Annotated in this window: 11 protein-coding genes; 5 read left to right on the top strand and 6 right to left on the bottom strand. The window is 62.8% G+C overall.

Translation table 11 applies throughout. The annotated features are described in order from the left end of the window. Together QRN41_RS13485 and QRN41_RS13490 are read left to right on the top strand one after the other, a co-directional pair. Window positions 1-5,540, top strand: a 5,540-nt coding sequence (locus tag QRN41_RS13485; protein WP_285421656.1) for a non-ribosomal peptide synthetase, incomplete at its 5' end; no start/stop codon positions are given. Continuing rightward, complete coding sequence (locus QRN41_RS13490) at window positions 5,540-9,637, top strand: amino acid adenylation domain-containing protein (protein ID WP_502941893.1); 4,098 nt, start codon at window positions 5,540-5,542, stop codon at window positions 9,635-9,637. The genes QRN41_RS13485 and QRN41_RS13490, both read left to right, overlap by 1 nt. A 64-nt stretch (window positions 9,638-9,701) precedes the next feature. Here the strand turns inward: QRN41_RS13490 and QRN41_RS13495 are convergent, their stop codons facing one another. Continuing rightward, window positions 9,702-12,119, bottom strand: a complete 2,418-nt coding sequence (locus tag QRN41_RS13495) for a TonB-dependent siderophore receptor (RefSeq protein ID WP_285421658.1) — start codon at window positions 12,117-12,119, stop codon at window positions 9,702-9,704. A gap of 104 nt (window positions 12,120-12,223) precedes the next feature. Continuing rightward, complete coding sequence (locus QRN41_RS13500) at window positions 12,224-13,876, bottom strand: cyclic peptide export ABC transporter (protein WP_034137863.1); 1,653 nt, start codon at window positions 13,874-13,876, stop codon at window positions 12,224-12,226. Between the two features lie 200 nt (window positions 13,877-14,076). Between QRN41_RS13500 and QRN41_RS13505 the strand changes: the two genes are divergently transcribed. Further along, window positions 14,077-14,910: a formyl transferase gene (locus tag QRN41_RS13505; protein ID WP_034096975.1), complete on the top strand. Its 834-nt coding sequence runs from the start codon at window positions 14,077-14,079 to the stop codon at window positions 14,908-14,910. Window positions 14,911-15,448: 538 nt separating this feature from the next. Here QRN41_RS13505 and pvdO read toward each other — a convergent pair. The 3 genes from pvdO to pvdM are packed head-to-tail and all read right to left on the bottom strand — an operon-like array spanning window position 15,449 to window position 18,996. Further along, on the bottom strand, window positions 15,449-16,321 hold the full coding sequence (gene pvdO / locus QRN41_RS13510; RefSeq protein ID WP_285421659.1) for a dihydropyoverdine dehydrogenase: 873 nt from the start codon (window positions 16,319-16,321) through the stop codon (window positions 15,449-15,451). A gap of 34 nt (window positions 16,322-16,355) precedes the next feature. Next, window positions 16,356-17,627, bottom strand: a complete 1,272-nt coding sequence (gene pvdN / locus QRN41_RS13515; RefSeq protein WP_034137865.1) for a pyoverdine-tailoring periplasmic protein PvdN — start codon at window positions 17,625-17,627, stop codon at window positions 16,356-16,358. 19 nt (window positions 17,628-17,646) lie between these two features. Then, window positions 17,647-18,996: a pyoverdine-tailoring dipeptidase-like protein PvdM gene (gene pvdM / locus QRN41_RS13520; RefSeq protein WP_278409107.1), complete on the bottom strand. Its 1,350-nt coding sequence runs from the start codon at window positions 18,994-18,996 to the stop codon at window positions 17,647-17,649. A 141-nt stretch (window positions 18,997-19,137) separates the two neighbouring features. Here pvdM and pvdP point away from each other — a divergent pair, with 141 nt between their 5' ends. Then, on the top strand, window positions 19,138-20,769 hold the full coding sequence (pvdP, locus tag QRN41_RS13525) for a pyoverdine maturation tyrosinase PvdP (protein WP_285421660.1): 1,632 nt from the start codon (window positions 19,138-19,140) through the stop codon (window positions 20,767-20,769). A gap of 110 nt (window positions 20,770-20,879) precedes the next feature. After that, window positions 20,880-21,317 carry a carboxymuconolactone decarboxylase family protein gene (locus QRN41_RS13530; RefSeq protein ID WP_034096981.1) on the top strand — a complete coding sequence of 146 codons (438 nt, stop codon included), beginning with the start codon at window positions 20,880-20,882 and terminating at the stop codon, window positions 21,315-21,317. A 4-nt stretch (window positions 21,318-21,321) separates the two neighbouring features. Here QRN41_RS13530 and QRN41_RS13535 read toward each other — a convergent pair whose 3' ends face one another. Continuing rightward, the gene (locus QRN41_RS13535) at window positions 21,322-23,472 is read right to left on the bottom strand and encodes a TonB-dependent siderophore receptor (RefSeq protein ID WP_285421661.1); all 2,151 of its coding nucleotides are present in this window, start codon (window positions 23,470-23,472) and stop codon (window positions 21,322-21,324) included. Between the last annotated feature and the right edge of the window lie 21 nt (window positions 23,473-23,493).

Below are 23,493 nucleotides of genomic sequence, written 5' to 3' on the forward strand. Positions count from 1 at the left end.
GCGATGCGGTGGCCCAGGCCAGTTACGACCTGGCCTGGCGCGCGCTGAAGCCGACCTACCTGTTCAATGGCTATGGCCCGACCGAAACCGTGGTCACGCCCTTGCTGTGGAAAGCGCGGCGCGGCGACCCATGCGGCGCGGTGTACGCGCCGATCGGCACCTTGTTGGGCAACCGCAGCGGCTACGTACTGGACGCGCAACTCAACCTGCAACCCATCGGCGTGGCCGGCGAGTTGTACCTGGGCGGCGAGGGCGTGGCGCGGGGTTATCTGGAGCGTCCGGCACTGACCGCCGAACGCTTTGTGCCGGACCCGTTCGGCAAACCCGGCAGCCGTGTGTACCGCAGCGGCGACCTGACCCGCGGGCGTGCGGATGGGGTGGTGGATTACCTCGGACGTGTGGACCATCAGGTGAAAATCCGTGGTTTCCGTATCGAACTGGGCGAGATCGAAGCGCGCCTGCGCGAACAGGACAACGTCGGCGAAACCGTGGTGGTGGCCCAAGACGGCCCGTCCGGTAAGCAACTGGTGGCCTACGTGGTGCCGGCCCGCGCCACCGACCACGGCGCGCTGCGCGACGACCTGCGCCGTGCCCTGAAAACCCGCCTGCCGGACTACATGGTGCCTACGCACTTTATGTTCCTGGCGCAGATGCCGCTGACCCCCAACGGCAAGCTCGACCGCAAGGGCCTGCCGGCGCCGGACGCGAGCCTGCTGCAGCAGACCTACGTGGCGCCCGAAACCGAACTGGAGCAGCAAATCGCCGCGATCTGGGCCGAGGTGCTGCGCTTGCCCCAGGTGGGGGTGAACGACAACTTCTTTGAGCTGGGGGGCGACTCGATCATTTCGATCCAGGTGGTCAGCCGCGCGCGGCAGGCTGGTATTCGCTTCACGCCCAAGGATTTGTTCCAGCACCAGACCGTGCAAAGCCTCGCGGTGGTAGCTCGTCAAGGCGAGGGCGCAGTGGTGCTCGATCAGTCCGCCTTGACCGGCGAGCTGGCGCTGCTGCCGATCCAACAGGCCTTTTTTGCCGATCAGATCCCTCAGCGTCACCACTGGAACCAGTCTGTGGTCCTGCGCCCGCACCAGCCGTTGCAGCCAGCTGTACTGGGCGCCGCGTTGCAGGCGTTGATCGTGCACCATGACGCCTTGCGCAGTGCGTTCGTCCACGGGGCGAGCGGTTGGAGCGCCGCCTACCGCGATGCGGCGCAGCATCAGGCCGAGCAAGTACTGTGGCACGTTCAGGTGAACGATACCGAGGCGTTGGCAGCGCTGGGCGAACAGGCCCAGAGCAGTCTCGACCTGGGTACAGGCCCGCTGTTGCGTGTGGTGCTGGCGGACCTGGCCGACGGCTCGCAACGCTTGCTGCTGGTGATTCATCACTTGGTGGTGGACGGTGTTTCGTGGCGCATCCTGCTGGAAGATTTGCAAACGGCTTACCGCCAGATTGCTCAGGACGGCCGCGCGGTACTGCCGACCAAAACCAGTTCGATTCGCGCCTGGGCTGAGCGGCTGCGCCGGTATGCCGGCAGTGCTGCGTTGCAACAGGAACTGGCCTGGTGGCAACAGCAGTTGCACGCCAGCCCGGACGGCCTGCCTGGAGCGAACCCACAGGCCAGCCTCAGTAACCGCCATGCCTTGAATGTAACGACCCACCTCGACCAACGCTGGACACGACAGTTACTGCAGGAAGCCCCAAGCGCCTACCGCACCCAGATCAACGATCTGTTGCTGACGGCCCTGGCCCGGGTGATGGTGAGCTGGACGGGAACCCCGTCGATGCTGATCAGGCTGGAAGGTCATGGCCGCGAAGACGTGTTCGATGACATTGACCTGACGCGCACGGTCGGCTGGTTCACCAACCTCTACCCGCTGCAACTGGTGCCGGCGCCGAGCCTGGCGGATTCGCTCAAGGGCATCAAGGAGCAACTGCGCGCCATTCCTGACAAGGGCCTGGGCTTCGGCGCGCTGCGCTACCTGGGCGATCATGCTGCGCAGCAAGCATTGAGCCAACTGCCACGCCCGCGCATCACCTTCAACTACCTGGGCCAGTTCGACGGCAGTTTCGACGACGGCGGCCAAGGCAGTCTGTTTGCACCGTCGGGCGATGCTGCCGGTGCCGATCAAAGCCTCGACGCGCCACTGGGCAACTGGTTGGAAATCAACGGCCAGGTGTACGGCGGCGAGCTGAGCTTGAGCTGGAGTTTCAGCCGCAAGATGTTCGACGAGGCCACCGTGCAACGCTTGGCGGACGATTATGCCGAGGAGCTCAAGGCGCTGATTGAGCACTGTTGCCTGCCGATCAATCGCGGCGTGACGCCGTCGGACTTTCCATTGGCCGGGCTGACTCAGGCGCAATTGGACACGTTGCCGCTGGTGTTGGCAGAGGTTGAGGACCTGTATCCGTTGTCTCCGATGCAGCAGGGCCTGTTGTTCCAGTCCTTGTACAGCGAGGGTTCGGGGGCCTACATCAATCAGATGCGCGTGGATGTGCGCGGTCTGGATGTGCCGCGTTTTGAGCGCGCCTGGCAAGCGGCGGTGGACCGCCACGAGGTGCTGCGCAGTGGCTTCCTCTGGCAGGCTGAGTTGAACCAGCCATTGCAGGTGGTCTACAAGCATTTGCACGTGACAGTGGTGGAGCACGATTGGCAGGGGCGTGAGGATCGCGCCGCCGCGCTTGATGGTCTGGCCGCTACGCAACGCGCCCAGGGCTTTGCCCTGGAACAGGCGCCATTGCTGAATATGGTGCTGGTGCGTACCGGGCCGTCCAATCATCATTTGATCTACACCCATCATCACATCCTGATGGATGGTTGGAGCGGTTCGCAGCTGTTTGGCGAGGTGCTGCAACACTATGCCGGGGAGCCTTTGCGTCCGGCGCTCGGACGTTACCGTGATTACATCGGTTGGTTGCAGGGCCAGGACAAAGCCGCCAGCGAACGATTCTGGAAAACCCAGCTGGCCGCGTTGCAAGAACCCACACGCCTGGCCCGTGGCGCGTCGACTGGCCTTGATGGGCTGCCGATGGCCAACGGTGAACACACACTTAACTTCGAGCCGGCGCAGACCCAGCGCTTGAAAGCTTTTGCCCAGGGCCACAAAGTCACGCTCAACACGCTGGTGCAAAGCGCGTGGCTGCTGCTGTTGGCGCGCCAGACTGGCCAGGCGACTGTGGCCTTTGGCGCCACGGTGGCGGGGCGTCCGGCGCAATTGCAGGGAATCGAGCAGTTGGTCGGGTTGTTCATCAACACCCTGCCGGTGGTGGCTACCCCGGACCCGCAAATGCCGATCGGCCAATGGCTGCAGCAGATCCAGGCGCAAAATCTCAGGTTGCGCGAGCAGGAACATACCCCGTTGTTCGACGTACAACGCTGGGCTGGCTTAGGCGGCGAGGCGCTGTTCGACAGCATCCTGGTGTTCGAGAACTACCCGGTGTCCGAAGCCTTGGAGCAGGGCTCGCCTACGGAGCTGCAGTTTGGCCCAGTGCAGAATCTGGAACAGACCCACTATCCGCTGACGGTGCTGCTGGGCGTTGGGCAGACTCTGGGGCTGGAGTTCAATTACAGCCGGCAAGCCTTCAGCGACGCGGATATCCAGCGCCTGGCTACGCACTTCAGCCATTTGCTGCTGGCATTGGCAAACCCGGTACATACACGTTTGGCCGACTTGCCGTCAGTGACCGCCGCTGAGCGTCACACCACGGTGTATGCCTGGAACCAGACCGCACGCGACTACCCGCAAAACCAATGGGTGCATCACCTGATCGAAGCCCAGGCCAAACGCCAGCCGCAGGCCACGGCCCTGGTGTTTGCCGAGCAACGTATCGACTACGCCGAACTCAACCGCCGCGCCAACCGCCTGGCCCATCGCTTGATCGAGGCCGGTGTCGGCCCGGATGTGCGTGTGGGGCTGGCCGTGGAGCGCTCCTTCGACATGGTTATCGGCCTGCTCGCGGTGCTCAAGGCCGGCGGTGCCTATGTGCCGTTGGACCCTGACTACCCAAGTGAACGCCTGGCCTACATGCTCGACGACAGCGGCGTGCAACTGCTGCTGACCCAAGCGCCGTTGCTCGGCCAGTTGCCGATTCCGCAAGGCTTGGAAACCCTGATACTGGGCGAGTCGACCTACGAGCAATACAGCGAGCAAAACCCGGCTGTCGCGCTGGACGGCGAAAACCTCGCCTACGTGATCTATACCTCGGGCTCCACTGGCCAACCCAAGGGTGCGGGCAACCGCCATTCGGCCTTGCTCAACCGCCTGCAATGGATGCAGGAAGCCTATGGGTTAAGCGCGGCCGACAGCGTATTGCAAAAGACTCCGTTCAGTTTCGACGTGTCGGTGTGGGAGTTTTTCTGGCCGCTGATGACCGGCTCGCGCCTGGTGATTGCCGCCCCTGGCGATCACCGCGATCCAGCCAGATTGATCCACTTGATCAACGCCGAACAGGTCACCACGCTGCACTTTGTGCCGTCGATGTTGCAGGCGTTCTTGCAGGATGCGGCGGTGTCCAGCTGCCGGAGCCTGCAACGCATCGTGTGCAGCGGCGAGGCGTTGCCGGTGGATGCGCAGCAGCAGGTGTTCGCCAAGCTGCCGCACGCCGGGCTGTACAACCTGTATGGCCCGACCGAAGCCGCCATCGACGTGACCCACTGGACCTGCGTCGACGAAGGCCGCGACACGGTGCCGATTGGCCGTCCGATTGCCAATTTGGGCTGCTACCTGCTTGACGACAATTTCGAACCGGTGCCGGTCGGCGTGCTGGGCGAGCTGTACCTGGGCGGCGCCGGTCTGGCCCGTGGTTATCATCGCCGTCCTGCATTGACCGCCGAACGCTTTATCGCCCACCCGTTCGTACACGGTGAGCGCCTGTACCGCACCGGCGACCTGGCGCGCTACCGCGAAGACGGGGTGATCGAATACGCCGGGCGTATCGACCATCAGGTCAAGCTGCGCGGCCTGCGCATCGAGTTGGGCGAGATCGAAGCGCGGTTGCTGGAGCACGAGCAGGTCCGCGAAGCAGCGGTGCTGGCGGTGGACGGCAAGTACCTGGTGGGTTATCTGGTGCTGCACCATGCCGGAGACGACTGGGGCGAGGTGCTCGGTGCGCACCTGGCCGAACACCTGCCGGATTACATGGTGCCGGCACAGTGGGTACTGCTGGAGCAGATGCCGCTGAGTCCCAACGGCAAGTTGGATCGCAAGGCGCTGCCCAAGGCCGATGCGGGCCAGCCATCCAGTGTTTATGAAGCGCCGCAAAGCGAGCTGGAGCAGCAGATCGCGGCGATCTGGGCGCAGGTGCTGGAAGTCGAGCGCGTGGGCCTTAATGACAACTTCTTTGAACTGGGCGGGCATTCCTTGCTGGTGATCAACGTTATTTCGCGTATGCAGCTTGAACTGGGCCTGCGACCTTCACCGCAGGATATTTTCCAGCACCCGGATGTACGGCGCCTGGCGGCGCACCTTGAAGGGCAGGGCGGTGCGGTGACGCAAGACAAACTCAGTCGTCTCGATGCGCTGTTTGATGATATGGGGCCGTTTTGATGGACACTCAGGTTGCACAACGCATCGTCAAACGGTTTATCGGCTTGCCGCTGGAACAGCGCCGGGTCTACCTGCAAAAGATGCTCGCCGAGGATGTCTCGCCCGCCAACTTACCGATTCCAGTGACCCGCGATGAGGCGCCGCAGTTGCTGCTGTCCTACGCTCAAGAGCGGCAGTGGTTTATCTGGCAGTTGGAGCCCGACAGCGCCGCTTATCACCTGCCCACGGCGTTGCGTTTGCGCGGGCCATTGGACGTCGCGGCATTGCAGCGCAGCTTCGATAGCCTGGTTGCTCGCCACGAAACCCTGCGTACCTGCCTGCGCCAGGACGGCGAGCGTCGGGTGCAGGTGGTCGACCCACAGGCCACAGTGCGGATTCAATCGATGGAGATTGACCAGGCCCAGGTGACCGACCGGTTGGACGCGCTGATCGCCCAGCCCTTCGATTTGCAGAACGGCCCGTTGCTGCGCGTCGCCTTGATGCGTCTTGACGCGCAAGAGCATGTGCTGGTGTTGGTTCAGCACCATGTCGTGTCGGATGGGCACTCGATGCAGATCATGGTCGAGGAACTGGTGCAGTTATATGCCGCGTACGCCCAGGGGTATGAGGCGCAATTACCCGCCTTACCGATCCAGTATGCCGATTACGCCTTGTGGCAGCGGGCGTGGATGGAGGCCGGCGAACAGGATCGCCAACTGGATTACTGGCGCGGTCGCCTGGGGGGCGAGCAGCCGGTATTGGCGCTGCCGTTCGATCGTGCCCGCCCGCTGCTGCAAAGTCACCGTGGCGCGAGCCTGGACATCGCGTTGCCGGCGGGCCTGGTGGCTGCGCTGCGCGACCTGGCGCAGCGTGAAGGCGTGACGATGTTCATGCTGTTGCTGGCCTCGTTCCAAGTGCTGATGTATCGCTACAGCGGCCAGCCGGATATCCGCATCGGGGTGCCGACAGCCAACCGCAATCGTGTCGAAACTGAACGCTTGATCGGCTTTTTTGTGAACACCCAAGTGATCAGGGCGGATATCGACGGGCAGATGTCAGTGTCCACGTTATTGCAGCAAGTGCGGGCCCGTGCGCTGGAGGCTCAGGCGCATCAGGACCTGCCTTTCGAACAATTGGTGCTGGCCTTGCAGCCGGAGCGCAACCTCAGCCATAACCCCTTGTTCCAAGTGATGTTCAATCACCAGGCCGATACTCGCAAAGCCGGCAGCGCCCAGTCGCCGGGGCTGCTGCAGGTCGAGAGCCTGGAGTGGCAGAGCCGCACCGCGCAGTTCGACCTGAGCCTGGACACCCGTGAGTCCGCCGACGGTATCTGGGCCGCGCTGACCTACGCCACGGACCTGTTCGACGGACCAACCGTGCAGCGCATGGTCATGCACTGGCAACATCTATTGCAGGGCATGGCCCAGGATGCACGGCAACCGATTGGGCAACTCGAGATGCTCGACCGCGATGAGCGACACCGCATCGTCCACGGTTGGAACGCCACCGCCCAGGCTTACCCTCTGCACCGCTGCGTGCATCACTTGATCGAAACGCAGGTCGAGCGCACCCCCGAAGCGCCGGCGCTGTATTTTGCCGAGCAATCCTTGAGCTACGTCGAGCTTAATCGGCGTGCCAACCGCCTGGCACATCGCTTGATAGCGTTGGGAGTCGGCCCGGATGTGCTGGTCGGGCTGGCGGTAGAGCGCTGCGTCGAAATGGTGGTGGGACTGCTGGCCGTGCTCAAGGCCGGGGGCGCCTATGTGCCGCTGGACCCGGAGTACCCGCGCGAACGCCTGGCCTACATGCTGCACGACAGTGCGGTGAAGTTGCTGTTGACCCAGACGCAGGTGCTGCAAGCACTGCCGATACCCGCAGGTCTTGAGGTGCTGCTGCTGGATGAGGAAAGGCTCGATGGGTTCAGTGATGCCAATCCTGATGTCGCTTTGGACGGCGAGCACCTGGCCTATGTGATCTATACGTCCGGCTCTACCGGCAAACCCAAGGGGGCCGGCAACCGTCATGGCGCGCTGACCAATCGCTTGTGCTGGATGCAGGATACCTACTGCCTGGATGCCCGCGATGCGGTGTTGCAGAAGACGCCGTTCAGCTTCGACGTATCGGTGTGGGAGTTCTTCTGGCCATTGATGACCGGCGCACAGCTGGTGGTTGCCGCGCCAGGCGATCACCGCGATCCCGAGCGCTTGATCGGCCTGATCGATCGCCATCAGGTCACCACATTGCATTTTGTGCCGTCGATGCTGCAGGCGTTTGTACAAGACCCAGGCGTCATCCGCTGCCAAAGTCTGCGCCGCATCGTGTGCAGTGGCGAGGCGTTACCGGTGGACGTGCAGCAGCAGGTGTTCGCCAAACTGCCCTGGGCCGGGCTGTATAACCTGTATGGCCCGACCGAAGCGGCCATCGACGTGACCCACTGGACCTGTGTCGCCGAAGACTGCGACAGCGTGCCCATCGGCCGGCCGATAGCCAACCTGGCCACGTATGTGCTCGATGCGCAATTGATGCCGGTGCCGGCGGGCGTGTCGGGCGAGTTGTACCTGGGCGGCGTCGGACTGGCGCGCAGCTACCATCAACGACCGGCACTGACTGCCGAACGGTTTGTGCCGTGCCCGTTTCATGCCGGTGCGCGGCTGTACCGCAGTGGTGATCGGGTACGCCAGCGCTCTGATGGGGTGATTGAATACCTGGGGCGCCTGGATCACCAGGTCAAGCTGCGTGGCTTGCGCATCGAACTGGGCGAAATCGAGGCGCGTGTGCTGGAGCACCAATGGGTGCGTGCAGCGAGTGTGCAAGTCTTGGAAGGTAAGCACCTGGTGGCCTACGTGGTACTGCACGACGCAGTCGAGGGCTGGCGCGATGCGCTCAGTGCGCATCTGGCGCGGCATCTTCCGGACTTCATGGTGCCTGGGCAATGGGTGGTGCTCGACCGCATGCCGTTAAGCCCCAATGGCAAGTTGGACCGCAAGGCCTTGCCCACTCCCGATGCCCCACAACAGGCCGCCTACTTGGCGCCGCAGAGCGTGCACGAGCAACAACTGGCGGCTATCTGGTCCGATCTCTTGGGCGTGCCACGGGTGGGCCTGCGCGATAATTTCTTCGAACTGGGCGGTCACTCCCTGCTGGTGTTGTTGCTCAAGGAGCGCATCCGTGCCGCAACCGGGGTCAGCGTATCGGTGGCCCAGTTGATGCTCAACCCCACGGTGCAGGGGCAAGTCGACAGCCTGCACGGCAGCACCCGCAGCGATTTGCTCGTGCCACTTAACAGCGGCGCGCCGGGCACGCCATTGTTTGTGTTCCACCCCAGTTACGGTTCGGTGCATTGCTACAAAGCGATTGCCCTGGCACTGCGTGACCAGCGACCGGTGATCGGGGTGATCTGCCGCGCGCTGGCGCAAGAGGGCGGCGAAGTCCCGTCCTGGACAAGCATGGTTGAGGATTACACCGCTCAGCTGTTGGGGGCACAGCCTCAGGGCGCTTTCCGTCTGGCAGGTTGGTCGCTGGGGGGCAATTTGGCGATGGAGGTGGCTTATCGTCTGGAACAGGCCGGTCGTGAAGTGGCTTGTGTGGGCTGGATCGATGCGCCGCCGCCGTACCGCGTCGCCGGGTTCTGGGATGCACAAACCGCCGCCGAAGAGCGCGTGGTGTCCGTCAGCGAGCAACGCGCCGAGATGCTCGGTGTGCTATTTCCGCACCATGCCGAACAGATCCACGCCGTGTGGCTGGGCAGCAGAGACGAGGGTGATGATACGCAGCGGTGGGCGAGGGTGGATAGCTGGGCGCAACGCACCTTGGGCACTGCCTACGAAGGCTTGCGGCATGAGTTGCTGGAGGGCAGCGAAGCGCAGGTGTCCTGGGAGGTGAAACGCTTGCTGGACCTCAGGTTGCAGGACGCCGACTATGCGCCGATCAAAGCCCCCGTCGCTTGCTGGTGGGCATCGCGCAGCAAGGGCGGGCAGCATCGTGAGCTGATTGAGTCCAGTATGCGGGCCGTCATCGGCGCGGCGGGGATCACCCAGTCGACGCTGATCGACACGACTCACGACCGGATTGTCGATAACCCTCAGTTTGTCGGCAGTTTTGCATCAGTCATGGGCTAATGTCCCAGGCAAACAAAAGCCCCTGGCCACATAAATGGCCAGGGGCTTTTTTATTACGACCGAGTTAGAAGCTCCAGCGCGTGGTCAGCATGACGTTGCGTGGGTCACCGTAGTACGAGGAGTTATAGAAGCCGATGTTGGTGTAGTACTTCTTATCGAACAGGTTGTTGACGTTGAGGGTGGCGGACACATTGTCGGTCACTTGGTAGCGTGCCATTACGTCCACCAGCCAGTACGGGTCCTGCGAGAATTTGTCGGTGGTCCTTTTCGGGCTGTTGTTCAGGTACTGCCAACCCTCACCCTGCCAGCGCGCGCCACCGCCCAGGGTGAGTTTGTCCCAGGGGCCGGTAAGCTTGTAGGTGGTGTAGAAGTTGACCTGATCTTCCGGTTCCCACGTGGACACCTTCGTACCGCTCTGGTCGCGAATGATCTTATGGGTGTATCCGGCCTGCAATTGCCAGCCAGGTGCAAGTTCGCCGGAGATTTCCGCTTCATAGCCTTTGGTCTTGGCGGTGATGCCCTTGTAGGGGTTGTCGACCAGGGACTTATCGGCGGTGCTGTCGAATTCCGCGCGGTTTTCCTCATGCACTTCGAAGTAAGCCAGGCTGGTGTTCAGGCGGCCCTCGTAGAACTCGCCCTTGAGACCGATCTCGTAGTTGGTGCCTTCATCCGGCTCCAGCATTTTGTTGCTCGCGTCCCGATACGCCGTTTGCGGCAGATAGATCTCGGTGTAGCTGGCGTAGAGGGAGTAGTTGTCGTCCAGATCATAGGTCAGGCCGGCATAGGGAATGACTTTGCCGGTGTCCTTGGTATCGCTGGTACCCGTGACCTGATAGTTGGCGATACGCGTGCCGAGCAACAGGTGCAAGTCATCGGTCAGGCTGAAACGGCCGGTCATGTACACGCCGGATTGGCGGGTGGTTTCGTCGTTTTTGAAACCGACATCGCCCCAGTTCGGCTCAATGCTGTCGCCATTCCAGTTGTAGAAGTCAATGACGTTATTGGTGTATGTCGCACTGTAGTAGTCCTTGCCAACCCAATGGGACGACGAGATGGACGAGCCGATCACCAGCTCGTGTTCGCGCCCGAGCATGCTGAATGGGCCGGTCAGGTACATATCACCGCTGTCGCTGACGGTTTCACCGGTGTACTTTTGGCCATAGACCGAAGACAGCCCGGTGGTCGGATTCGGTGAGGCCAGGGAGCCCAGGGGAGCGTTGTAGCCGTTGATCTGGTGGTTGTACTGCCCTTTGGCGACCCAGCCGTTGCTGAAGGTGTGTTCCAGCGTGGCGAACGCGGTGCGCGAGTATTGCTCCCACTTGCTCCATTTCGCGCCATTGTTGAAGGAGCGCGGCAAGGTGATCGGGTTGCCTGCCGAGTCATACACAGGACTGCTGCCGGACCAGCTGGAGCCTTTGGGGTCGTTGTCCTGGTAATCGGCGCCTACCGTGAGCAGGGTGTCTTCATCCAGGTCGACTTCAAGAATGCCGTAGAACACGCTGGTTTTACGCTGATAGTGATCCATGAACGAGTGCTCGTCCTGGTACGCAGCCACGGCGCGACCTCGCACGTTACCGGTCTCGGTCAAGGGGCCGCTGACGTCGATTTCCGAGCGGTATTTGTCCCACGATCCCGCGCCCAGCTCCACATGCCCCTGGAACTGCGCAGTAGGTTTTTTGCGCACCAGGTTGATGGTGCCGCCGGGGCCGCCAGCGCCGGTGAGCAGGCCGGTTGCGCCTTTGAGCACTTCGACCCGGTCGTAGATGGCCATGTCGGTCAGGGTCTGCCCGGCCGAGTAGGGCGCGTTGCGGGTCATTGGAATGCCATCGTACTGGAAGTTCTGGATGGCAAAACCGCGCGAATAATAGTTGGTGCGTTCACTGTCGTAAGTCGAGACGGTGATGCCCGGTGTATGGCGCATCACGTTGTCGATGCCGGTCAGCCCGAAGTCATCCATGGCTTGGCGGGTAACCACCGAGATCGATTGCGGCGTCTGTCGGGGGGTGAGGACCATGCGCGTGGCGGTCGCAATGGTGCCTGGGGTGTAGGAACCGGTGCCTTCGGTGACCGTACCCAACTGGTTCGCGTTGACCTGGGTCGCACCCAGCTCCAGGGTACTGGAGCTGCTGTTGGCGCTGATGGTTATGGCGTTGCCCTGCAAGCTGTAGTTGATCCCCGAACCTTTGAGCAGCGCGGCGATGGCCTGTTCCGGTGCGAGCTTACCCTTGACCGTGGCGCTGCTTTTGTTCTGGACGTCCGTCGGGCTGTACAACACTTGCATATTGGTCTGGCGACCAAATTCCTGCAGCGCCGTCCCCAACGGTTGTGCAGGAATATTGATCTCAAGCGCCTGGGCTTGAACATAACCGGCAAGAGGCAGCGACACCGCAAGCGCGAGCGCGCTGGGCTTGAGGTTGACATGCAGGGCCCTTCGCATGGATAGCGCTTTACTCAAGGGGCTCAGACCGAGTCGTGCAGACATGGGGCGTTCTCTTCTATGTTTTAGGTGGGCAGTTTGATTTTATTGAGGTTAGTTCTCATTAACAGTAGTGAGACGTTCCTACCTGCAGAAACCGGAAAAAAAATTCACGCCAGCTCCCGTTCATGCACCACCTGGCCCGCGCGCAGTCGCACCAACTGGTCGGCGATGTCGAAATAGCGGTCGTCATGGCTGATCACGACGATGGTTTTACCCAGGCGTTTGAGGTCCGGCAGCAGCTCGGTATAGAAGATACGACGGAAGGCCGGGTCCTGGTCGGCGGCCCATTCGTCGAACACCAGCACTGGGCGTTCTTCCAGCCAGGCGTTGACCAGTGCCAGGCGCTTGCGTTGGCCGGTGGAGAGGTCGGTGGTACTGAACGCACCGTCTTTGATCGTGACCTTATGCGCGATTTCCAGGCGCTCCAGGTATTGGGTTGCGCCATCCAGCGAGGTTTTCCCACCGCCCTGAACGAGATCATCGAACAGGTAATAGTCCGCGAACACCGTCGTGAACAGTTGACGGTAATCGTCACGGCTCGTGGCGCTCACGGGTTGGCCATTGAGGTGGATTTCGCCGGATTGTGGGGTGTAAAGCCCCAGCAGCAATTTGATCAGCGTGGTCTTGCCGCAGCCGTTTTCGCCGACAATAAATACGATATCGCCTTGCTTGATGCTCAGGTCGATCGGGCCCAGATGGAACGGTTCGCTGCCGTCCACCGGCGGCGGGCTGTAGCTCACCCCACGCAGTTCCAGGCTGTGCACCACCGGTTTTGGCGCCTCGCTGTCTTCGAGCAGCAGATGGGGCTCAGGGGATGAGAACCGCTCGGACAGTTCAGCGATACGCGAGAACGCGATCTGCGCACGGCTGACGATCGGCAGTGCGGTCACTACGTGTTCCAGCGGGCCTTTCATGTACAGCAAAACCAGGACGAAACCGGTGATCACGGCCGGGTCAGGGCTGGGGTAATAGGCTTGGAACGCCAGCGCCAGACCGATGACCACAAAGAACAGCATCGAGCCGAACGTTTTGGCGATGATGAAGATGTTCACCGAGCGGATCTGGATATCACCGATGCGATCGGCGGTCGCCTGGATGCGATGGGTATTCATCCGGTAGCGACGGGGGCGGTGGATGCGCAACTCCTTGGCGCCCGAAGCGATGGCGGTGTAATAACGCTGCAACTCGTCTTCCTGGTCACGGGCCGCTTCAAAACCCTGGATGCCCGCAGAACGCGCCGCGTACTGCACGGCGGTGCCGATCACAATCGCCACGATCATGATCAGGAACATGGGCACCGACAGGTACGCCAGGTAGCCCAGGCATCCGAGGGTCACCGTAGTAGCGATGGCCAGGGGCGTGAAAGAAAAGGAAAAATCGCTGATGGTATCGACGTCGTGAGTCAGCACCGGGATCAGCTTATGGGTGCGGTAGCGCTCGATTTGTTCGATAGGCGCCGACAGCACTTTCTCGCCCAACTCCTTGCGCAGCGCCGCAATAATGCGTTGGCCGACAAAGTTGGTGCCGATATCCGACACGATCGAACTGACCAACGCCAACACGCATAACGCAGCAAAAGTCAGGATCACCCCCTGGGTCATGCCTTGGGGCGAGTGCAGGGCGTTATTGATCGTCGCCAGCAGCAACGTGATGGCCAGGCCGCCGGCCATGCCCAGGGCCACGGAGACCGTGACGATGGTGCGAAAGGGCCTGAGCAATGCGAGCAGACCGTTGAAGGCGCCGCGCTTGGGGTCGGTCATAAGTACTTCCCGGAAAGTGAAAAGAGGGGGCTGAGCACACAGACCCTTACCCATGACAAACGAAGCATCGCCGTGACGATTTAGCCTGGTGCGCCTGGCGGTGAAGGCGGCGGATAAATTGCCCGGGAGCTGGTTCGTTCTTGTTGTGTAGGCGCACGCGTAGCCGCGCAGTGCGTGATCCCTTCAGCGAGAGCGAAACAATGACGAAGAAGAATCTGGTGTACGTGTGGTCCCTGAGAAACGCCGCCGCCGATAAGGCCGGGCAGCCGGTGGCCTACAAGGATCACCAGCGCTATATGAAGTCGGTGCTGGAGTTTCTGGTGGGGTCGCTCAACGACACGCCATTGGGCGAGGCTTATCACTTGGTAGGCGTGGTGTATGACGACGATGAGCAGAACCCTAGGGATCAGCAACTGGTGGCCGATTATGGCTTTGCCTACCAGCCGGGTCGCCAGTGGCTGTACCCGGCTGACCTGCGGGTGCAGGGCACGCTGGTCAACGATTTGCTGCTGAGCGTGCCGTCCACCTACCGCCGCCTGCCACGGGGCAGTGCCGAACACATCGCCGGCAAGCAGGACTTCGAGCGCCGTTTGCATGACACGCTGGTGGAATTGAAGGCGGATATCGTGGTGCTCGACGGCCTGCTGGTGATCCTCGATGAACTGGTACGGCCGGGTGCGCCGTTTGCCCGTCGGATCATGAATATTCACCCCGGGATCACTCGCATCGACTCGCCCTACGAGCGCCGTGGCGCCTACGCCACCTGGAACGCGCTGTACGGCGCCCGTGGCCAAGCGGTGGTGGATTGGACGACCAAGGCAACCCAGCCATGCGAGCCGCTGTACCGCACCGGCGCCTCGTTCCACTACGTGGACAATGGCATCGACTCCGGCGAAGTGTTCCATGACGTGCTCAACACCGACATCGCAGCGGACGACACCATCCTCGAACTGCGCTGGAACAACTTCAACAACAGCCTGTTCCCGGCCTTGCATGAAGGGCTGGAGCGCCTGGCCAAACAAAGCCAACCCTGAAATTTGAGGCTTCTGTAGTGAGCGGGCTTGCCCCGCGCCGGGGCGCGAAGCGTCCCCCTTTGCCGACACTGCGGTGGGCCAGGCAAAAACAGTCGACAGGTTTAGGGCCGCTTCGCAGCCCAGCGCAGGACAAGCCTGCTCACCACAACGGCGGGGGGGGGGGGGCATGCGCCGTCGTGGCTAAGCTTGCGAGTGTGTGGTTGTGGTGAGCGGGCTTGCCCCGCGCTGGGGCGCGAAGCGTCCCCCCTCCAGACACTGCGGTGGGTCAGGCAAAAACAGTCGACAGGTTTGGGGCCGCTTCGCAGCCCAGCGCAAGTCAAGCCTGCCCACCACAACGGGTCGGGGGCATGCACCGTCGTGGCTAAGCTTGCGAGTGTAGTTGTGGTGAGCGGGCTTGCCCCGCGCCGGGGCGCGAAGCGGCCCCAAACCCAGGCACCTCGGTTTACCAGATAAATCACATTGTCTGGAGCGGGGCCGCTTCGCGCCCCAGCGCGGGGCAAGCCCGCTCACCACCGCAAGCCCGCTCACCACTACATAATCAGAGGTCGCGCACGACCCTGAACCCAATCCAATCCCCGCGTGTCTGCGGGTAGATATTGTTGCGGTTGCCCGAGCGTGAGAACACCGGTGCTTCGCCCCAGTCATTGCCACGGATCTGGTAAGACTCGCAGTTCGGTTCAACCCAGGCGCTGCCGTCGGTAGGTGCGCCGATGTAGTTGGGGTGTTCGCAATCGGCCACGCGTTCGTAGACATTGCCGTGCATGTCGTACAGGCCAAACGCATTCGGGGGGTAGCTGCCCACTGGCGAGGAATAGCTGTAGCCGTCCGCCGGGCCGTAGGTATTGGCGTGTTCGGCGATGCTGTAGTCCTTGCCCGCATCGAACGGGAAGGGGAATGGCCCGGTGGAGCCGGCGCGGGCGGCGTACTCGCGCTGGGCCTCGCTGACCATGTGGTACTGCTGGCCGGTCTTCTGCGACAGCCAGGCCACGTAGTTTTTTATATCGTCCATGTCCATGCACACCGCCGGCTGGCGTGGGCCCTGGGGATAGCGCGGCTTGCTGGCGATGCATTCGCGGCCGGGGCGAGTGTCGCCGTCGGCGATCTTTACGCCGGTCTGGCGCACGTAGCTGTCCCATTCGCCGGCAGTGATCTGGAAGCGGCTCATGGCGAACGGCTTGGCAAAGGTCACTTCGTGCATCGGCCCTTCGTCCGGCTCGCGGCCGACTTCATCTTCCGGCGTGCCCATGGTGAAGGTGCCGGCGGGCAGCACCACCATTTCCGGGCAGTCCTTACAGTCCTTGAACACTTTGCCGGCGGCTGGCGCGGCGGCGTGGGCCAGGCTCGGCAGGCAGGCACCGCACACGGCGGTCAGGGCCAGGGCGGTCAAGGGTTTGAATCGGGATGCGCGCATAGGGGGCCTCGGGTTCAAAAGGTGAAAATAGGCATCACGCCCGTGCGCTGAGCAGGGTCATGAAGCGTTGGATCTCTTCGCTGGAGTTGAGCAGGCCAGGGGCGGTGCGGATCACTGGGCCGACGTCGCGGTCCACCGCATCGATCACCACGCGCTGGCGCACCATGTGCGCCGCCACGGCCTCGCAGTCCTGGCCCTTGACCCGGAAAAACGTGAAGCCGGCCGACAGCTCGCTACTCTGAGGCGTAACCAGTTCGATGCGCGGATGGGCCTGCAACTGTTCCTTGAGTTCACGGTTGAGCGCGTGGATGCGCGCCTGCACCGGCGCCTTGCCCAGTTGCAAGTGCAGCTTGAATGCCTCGTCCGCCGCCCAGCGATGTTCGAACGCATGGAAGCCACCCGGGGTCATGATGGTGGCGAAATCCTTGTCTTCGGAAAACGTCGGCACCATGGGCGTGACGTATTTGTTCTCGGGGTCCCGGGCGCAGACCAGACCGGTGCCGCGCGGGCCGAACATCCACTTATGGGTGCCGGCGATGAAGAAGTCGCAATGCATGTCCGGGAAATCGAGGTTCTCTACGCCCAAGCCGTGCACGCCATCCACCACATACAGAATGCGGTCACGTTCGTCGCGCTGGCGGTTGTGGTCGGCCACCAGCGTGCCGATTTCGCCAATGGGCAGCTTCACACCGCTGCCGGACTGCACCCAGGTCATGCCCAGCACCCGGGTGTTGGGGCGGATGGCGCGCTGGATATTGCCCAGCACTTCATCGACCGATACCCGGCTGGGGCTTTCAAACAGGCTGATCCGCCGCACCTGGGTGCCTTGTTGTCGCGCCCGAAAATCCAGCACGTTCTGGGTCGCGTAATGCTCGTGGACGGTGGTGAGAATCTCCTGGTCGGCGCGCACCTGGAGGCCGCCGTAAATCATGGCCAAGCCTTCGGAGGTGCTACCGGTGAGGGCGATCTGCGGCGGCGTGGCCTTGAGGTAACGCCCGGCCCATTCGCGCACCTGGCCTTCGCGCTTCCAGGTTTCCTGCAAGTCCCAGTCCATGGCCAGGCCGGGGTTGCGATCGATCTGCACGCGGTAGCGTTCGATGGCCTCGCGCACGGGCCTGGGGTGCGACGCCACCAGGAAGTTGGAAAAGTGCAGGTAGTCCGGGTCTTGGTTGAACAATTGCTTGAAACCCGTCCATGGGTTGTCCGTTGGGGCGGCGGCTGCGACCTGGGGTAGAAGGGCGGCGCCCAGAGGCAGGCTGGCGGCCAACACCCCAGCGTGCTTAAGAAATGTACGACGGTCGGTCATGGACTTACTTCATGGTTGATTAGCGTTGGGCCACAGGCTTGGCGGCGTGTTGAACCTGCTCCCACACGCGCAGGAAATTGCCGCCCCACAGCTTGGCGATATCCGCCTCGGAGTAGCCGCGCTGGATCAGTTCGGCGGTGACGTTGCGAATCTCGCCAACGTTGTTCCAGCCGTCGATACCGCCGCCGTCGTTGAAGTCCGACGACAGGCCCACATGGTCGATGCCGATCTTGCGCACGGTGTAATCGATGGCATCCCCCAGGTCCTTGAGGCTGGCCTTGGGTTCTTCGTCGAGGATGGCGTACAGCGCGCTGGCGTACTCGCCGAACTTCTGCTCCGGCCAGGCGGCGATGATCGCGTCGCCCGGCATCAGCGCCATGGCCAGGTTGGGCAGCGGCGGCAGGTCGAAGCGCGCGCGCAGTTGGTTGAGCTTGTCCTGGGTCGGTTGGCTGAGCGGGCGCAGGTAGGCCGAGAAGCCGACAATCTGCACCACGCCGCCACTCTGCTTGATCAGTTGCAGCTCTTTGTCGCTGAGGTTGCGCGGAATATCCACCGCCGCCCGCGGTGCCGAGTGCGACGCCACCATCGGCGTACGGCTCAGCTGCGCCACTTGCTCCAAGGCCTTGGTCGACATCTGCGACACATCGATGATCACCCCCAGGTCATTGAGGCGCTGCACGGCTTGCTTGCCGATGTCCGAAAGCCCATCCAGCGCATCCACCGAATCATTGAAAAACGGCAGCGGACGCGACGAGTCGGACCAGGCGTTATTGCCCACGTAGCTGAAACCGAACATGCGCATGCCGCGCGCGGCCCACAGGTCAAGCTGGTTCAGGTCGTTGCCCAAGGGGTAGGCGTTGAGCATGCTGATGAAAATCGCAAACTTGCCTTCCCCGTGCAGGCGCCGAAAGTCATCCGGGGTGTAGGCGATGGCGACCTGATTGGGGAAGTCGCGCACCATGGCGCTGATGATCTTGTAGCGCACCTCCTGCTCGTGGCGCGCCGCTTCGACGAACCCCTCGGTCGGCTTGTGCGGCGCATTGGGGCCGTTCCAGATTTCCGGCCAGCCGAAGATCGTCAGCGCCGCGCCGGACAAGCGTCCGCGCGCGGCCTTGACCAGGTCGAACTGGCCTTCACCGTCCTTGTCCGCCTCGTTGCCGGCGGTGCCGAAATCGATGGGCACGGTGATATGGCTGTCGAACGACAGCACGCGGTCCTGCAGCTCATTGGCCTGCTTGATCACCGCCAGCGGGTAACCGGCATTGCCTTTGAACCAGTGATCCCAGACCAGCCAGCCAGCCCCGGCACCGATGGCCAGCGCCAGCGGCAAGCCGATAAACAGCGCCTTGTTCGAACGTGGTTTTGTCATTGCCATCTCAGTCAGTTGAGGCCATCGCTATCAGGGAAGAACGAGCCATGGGCGGCGAAATTTAGGCGGCGCTGGCGCGCGGTAAATTTCCTCGGGCTGCGTACGTTCTAGCTCTGATAAAGGCGTTTCCTAAGGTAGACAATGACCCTCTCTCGACGTGGCTTCATCGCCGGCCTGGCGCTCACAGGTGCCGCGGTGCCGGCGGCTTTCTATGCCCATCGCGAGTTGACGCGCGAAGAAGCGTTGCCCATCACTCCCGGCGAAGCCACGGTGGAGCTGGCCGACAGCGCCGGGCAGCACCTGGCCAACACCTTGCGTGGGGTGTGGAACCTGCGCCTGGAAGGTCGCGATGCCGGCCTCAAGGGCCTGCCGCTGGAGGGCTTGCAATTGCTGCTGGACATCGCCCCCCGTGGCCGCGGCCTGCGCGGCTACCTGGACACCGCCGCCAATCTGCGTGCCGAGGGCGAGCCGCGCTACCGCGTGCTCGGCGATCTGGTAACGGGCGAGGGCGCTTTGCTCTACTGGCGCCTGATCGACCGCAACGCCACCGACGGCGTGCCGGCCTACGAATTCAAAATGACCCTCGACGAAGTCTGGGCCGATTTCGCCAACGCCGGCAGCAGCACCCTCAGCGGGCAGATCCTCGACCTCGATCGCCCCCTGGCCATGACCGAGCGCGATAACCGTTTTATTGCCCACAAGCACAGTTTCCCCGAAGCCCGCCAACGCATTGGCCTGGACCCGGCCCTGCTGGCCTGGCTGATCGCCCCCGAACATCGCCTGTTCCATCAGCTGTGGCACGCCACCCGCGATCAGTGGCACAAGCTCCCCGACGACAAGCGCGATGCCTTGCGCGGTATCGGTTGGCAGCCTGGCCCGCGCGGCCAGGAGCGCGACGCGCGCGGTGACCGCAAGGACCGCAACGGCTCGGGTATCGACTTCTTTTTTATGCACCGACATATGCTCGGCAAGGCCCGCTCTATGCAGGACTTGCCTTCCTGGGCGCAATTCCCCGCGCCGCAACCGCCCCTGGAACGCGATCGGCTGGGCTTTCTGCGCTATTTCGATAACCATGACGGCTTCGCGCTGCCGCCCACCTGGTCGGCCCCGGACGACAGCGATTACACCCAATGGGTCAGCGATATCAAGGCCGCCGAGACCTACCACAGCAACTTCCAAGTGTGGGAATCCCAGTACCGCGACCCGCGCTACCTGGCCAAACTGACCCTGGGGCAACTGGGTTCCGAAATGGAATTGGGCCTGCACGACTGGCTGCACATGCGCTGGGCCTCGGTGCCGCGCGACCCTTCCAATGGCGCCCCGGTGCCATTTGCCCGCGACCCGGCGGACTTCGCGCCACGCTGGTATACGGCCGAGAACGACTTCCTCGGCGACCCGTTTTCCTCCCACGTCAACCCGGTGTTCTGGCACTTCCACGGCTGGATCGACGACCGCGTCGAAGACTGGTTTCGCGCCCACGAGCGCTTCCACCCCGGCGAGGTCAGCCGCCTGGAGGTCAACGGCGTGCCTTGGTTCGCCCAGGGGCGCTGGGTCGAAGTGGGCGACCCGTGGCTCGGTCCGGACACCCATGGGTGCAGCACCACCCCAGGGCTGCAGATGGGCAAGTCGATGGAAATGGACCCGGAGACCATGAAACTCGCGCTGCGGATCACCTTTGGCGCCGATGAGCAGGCATTGCAGGGCTTGTTCAAACGCGTGCCGCAACGGCCCTGGTATGCGCGGCATTTGAAGGTCAGGACGCGGGAGCAGTAAGGGGATAACAGGGCAACATTGGTCACCCATTCTTCGCCGTAATTGGCTATTTCTCCCGCACGGGCCGGTGGCTAACCTAGCCACCACTTCCCACCGTTCTGGAGTTCCCCATGCAAAGCCGTATCGATTTCTACAACGCTTCCCCGGACGCCATGAAAGCCATGCTCGCCCTGGAAGCCGCCGTGGGTAAATTGTCCATCGAACTGCCGCTGCTCGAACTGATCCGCCTGCGCGTGTCGCAGATCAACGGCTGCGCATTCTGCCTCGATATGCACACCGCCGACGCCCGCAAGGGCGGTGAGACCGAACGGCGGCTGTACACGCTGTCGGCGTGGCGCGAGACGCCGTTTTTCACCCCGCGCGAACGTGCCGCGCTGGCCTGGGCCGAAAGCCTGACCCTGATCAGCCAGACCCACGCGCCGGACGCTGACTACACGGCATTGGCTGCCGAATTCAGCGCCCAGGAACAGGTCGATCTGAGCCTGGCCATCGCCACCATCAACAGCTGGAACCGCCTCGCCGTGGGCTTTCGCAAGATGCCCAAGTAACGTCTTAGAAATTCACCGTGGCACTCAGGCGCGCCGTCAGCGGTGCGCCCTGGAACAGGTAGTCGTCGCCCAGGTATTCGCCGGCGTCGCGCCAATAGCGCTTGTCGAAGAGGTTGTCGACGCTCAGGCGCAACACGGTTTCGTAACCGTCGACATGGGTGGTGTAGCGGCTGCCGACGTTGACCACCGCGTAATCGCCCACCTCCACATTACCGCTGCGGTTGGCGTACTTCTTGGCGCTGTATTGCACGCCACCCAGCAGCGCCAGGCCATTGACCCACGGCAGCGCATAGTCGGCGTAGAGGCTGGCGCGCAGTTTGGGCACGTTGATCGCCTGGTGCCCTTCATAGGCTGCTGTACCGCTGCCGCTCACCCGTGCACGAATCGCCGCCACGCTGGTGGCGATCTGCAAACGCTCGGTGGCCCAGCCATTGGCCGACACTTCCAACCCGGTGTTTTTCTGCTCGCCCTGTTGCACATAGGTAATGCTGCCGGCGCCGTCGGGCCTGGCGTACTGGTAGGTCTGGCGGGTCTGGAACAGCGCCGCCGCGAAGCTGATACGGCGCCAATCGTATTTGATCCCGGCTTCGATCTGCCGCGAGGTGGTCGGTGCCAGGGTCTCACTGGCATTGGTCGCGAACCACGGCGCGGTGCCTCCCAGAGACAAGCCTTTGCTGTAGCTGGTGTAGAGCGACACGCTGTCCACCGGCTTATAGATCAACGCCGCCTGGGGCAGGAACACATACTGCTGCGTGTGGCGGGACGGGCTGCCGTTGCTGTCGAATGCCTGTTCATCGAGACGCACTTCACGCCCACCGAGCACCGTTTGCCACTGCTCGTTGAAACGGATGCGGTCGGTGACGAACAGGCCGTACTGGCGGCTGTCGAGGCTGCGGTGGCTGTCGTTGAGGGGCACGTCGGTGGGCGCGAAGGTCGCGGCGTCCTGGTGGATATTGCCGCTGCCGATCCGTTCGTTGACCGCTGTGCGCTGGTCGATTACCCGGCGGAACGCGCTGGTGCCGAAGGTCAATTCGTGGCCCAGGCCTGCGGTGTCGAACAGGCCGGTCATGGCGGCCTGCACTTCGTCGTCGCGCCGGGTGTCGTCGGGGCTGCGATAGTCGTAGATGTCGTAGTCGCCTTCGGGGCTGAAGGTGTTGGCATTGCAGCTGCCGATGTAATAACAACCCCAGGCGAACGAGCTGTAGTCATCGATCACCACTTTGCTGCGCGCGGCGCTGAGCTGGCCGGTCCATTGATCGCTGAAGCGGTATTCGAACTTGCCGTTGAGGTTCAGCGAGTCGATGTCCACCGGTTTGGCGCCGCTCTGGTGCCCCAGCAGTTTTTTCGGTGAGGCGCCGTGGGGTACTTCGCTGCCGCCGAGCAGTTGGTAGCCCGGCACCGAGCGCTGTTGTTTGTTCTGGTATTCGGCGTCCAGTTGCAGCACGGCGTCGGGGCTGATGTTCCAGTCAAAAGCCAGGGACACAAAATCGCGCTGGCCATTGGCGTGTTCCACGTAGGAATGCAGGTCTTCGTGGGCGACGTTGGCGCGCAGGCCGAATTGCTGCTCGCTGCCGAACCAGCCGCCGACGTCGGTGGCCAGGTAACCGCTGCCGCGATCATCGGTGGAGACGGTCACCGAGCGCACGTCTTCCGGGCGCTTGGTCACATAGTTGATCACGCCGCTGGGCTCGGCAACGCCGCTCTGCACGCCCGACAGGCCTTTGAGCACTTCCACTTGCTGCTTGTTTTCCAGGGCGACGTTCTGCTCGCCGGTGATGGTGCGCCCGTTGATCTTGTAGCTGCTGGCCGCGTTCAGCGAAAAACCGCGCACTACGAAGTTTTCGTAGTAGCCGATGGGCGCATAGCTCTCGCCCACCGACGCATCGTTGCGCAGCACCTCGCTGAGCAGGCGCGCCTGCTGGTCCTTGAGCAGCGCGGCGTTGAACACGCTGACCGACGCCGGAGTGTCCAGCAGCGGCGCTTCATTGAAGCCGCCGACCGAGGCCGTCTCGGCGCGATAGCCGGACGTGTCCTGGCCCTGGACCTGCACCGCCGGCAGTTCGAGCTCGGCCGCCAGGCTATGGCCGATGCCGCCGCTGAGCAACAGGCCGAGGGCAACACGAGAAGAGGCGACAGGGCGGAAACGCAAAACCATGGGCAGGGCCTTAGAGCGCGG

Source organism: Pseudomonas sp. efr-133-TYG-23, assembly GCF_030209215.1.
Taxonomy (GTDB): Bacteria; Pseudomonadota; Gammaproteobacteria; order Pseudomonadales; family Pseudomonadaceae; genus Aquipseudomonas; species Aquipseudomonas rhodesiae.

What these genes read in the sequence shown, in the direction of transcription:
- QRN41_RS13500 (WP_034137863.1), bottom strand. Translation starts at nt 13,876, where the DNA reads ATGACCGACCCCAAGCGCGGCGCCTTCAACGGTCTGCTCGCATTGCTC.
- pvdM (WP_278409107.1), bottom strand. Translation starts at nt 18,996, where the DNA reads ATGACAAAACCACGTTCGAACAAGGCGCTGTTTATCGGCTTGCCGCTG.
- QRN41_RS13490 (WP_502941893.1), top strand. Translation starts at nt 5,540, where the DNA reads ATGGACACTCAGGTTGCACAACGCATCGTCAAACGGTTTATCGGCTTG.
- pvdP (WP_285421660.1), top strand. Translation starts at nt 19,138, where the DNA reads ATGACCCTCTCTCGACGTGGCTTCATCGCCGGCCTGGCGCTCACAGGT.
- QRN41_RS13505 (WP_034096975.1), top strand. Translation starts at nt 14,077, where the DNA reads ATGACGAAGAAGAATCTGGTGTACGTGTGGTCCCTGAGAAACGCCGCC.
- QRN41_RS13535 (WP_285421661.1), bottom strand. Translation starts at nt 23,472, where the DNA reads ATGGTTTTGCGTTTCCGCCCTGTCGCCTCTTCTCGTGTTGCCCTCGGC.
- QRN41_RS13530 (WP_034096981.1), top strand. Translation starts at nt 20,880, where the DNA reads ATGCAAAGCCGTATCGATTTCTACAACGCTTCCCCGGACGCCATGAAA.
- QRN41_RS13495 (WP_285421658.1), bottom strand. Translation starts at nt 12,119, where the DNA reads ATGTCTGCACGACTCGGTCTGAGCCCCTTGAGTAAAGCGCTATCCATG.
- pvdN (WP_034137865.1), bottom strand. Translation starts at nt 17,627, where the DNA reads ATGACCGACCGTCGTACATTTCTTAAGCACGCTGGGGTGTTGGCCGCC.
- pvdO (WP_285421659.1), bottom strand. Translation starts at nt 16,321, where the DNA reads ATGCGCGCATCCCGATTCAAACCCTTGACCGCCCTGGCCCTGACCGCC.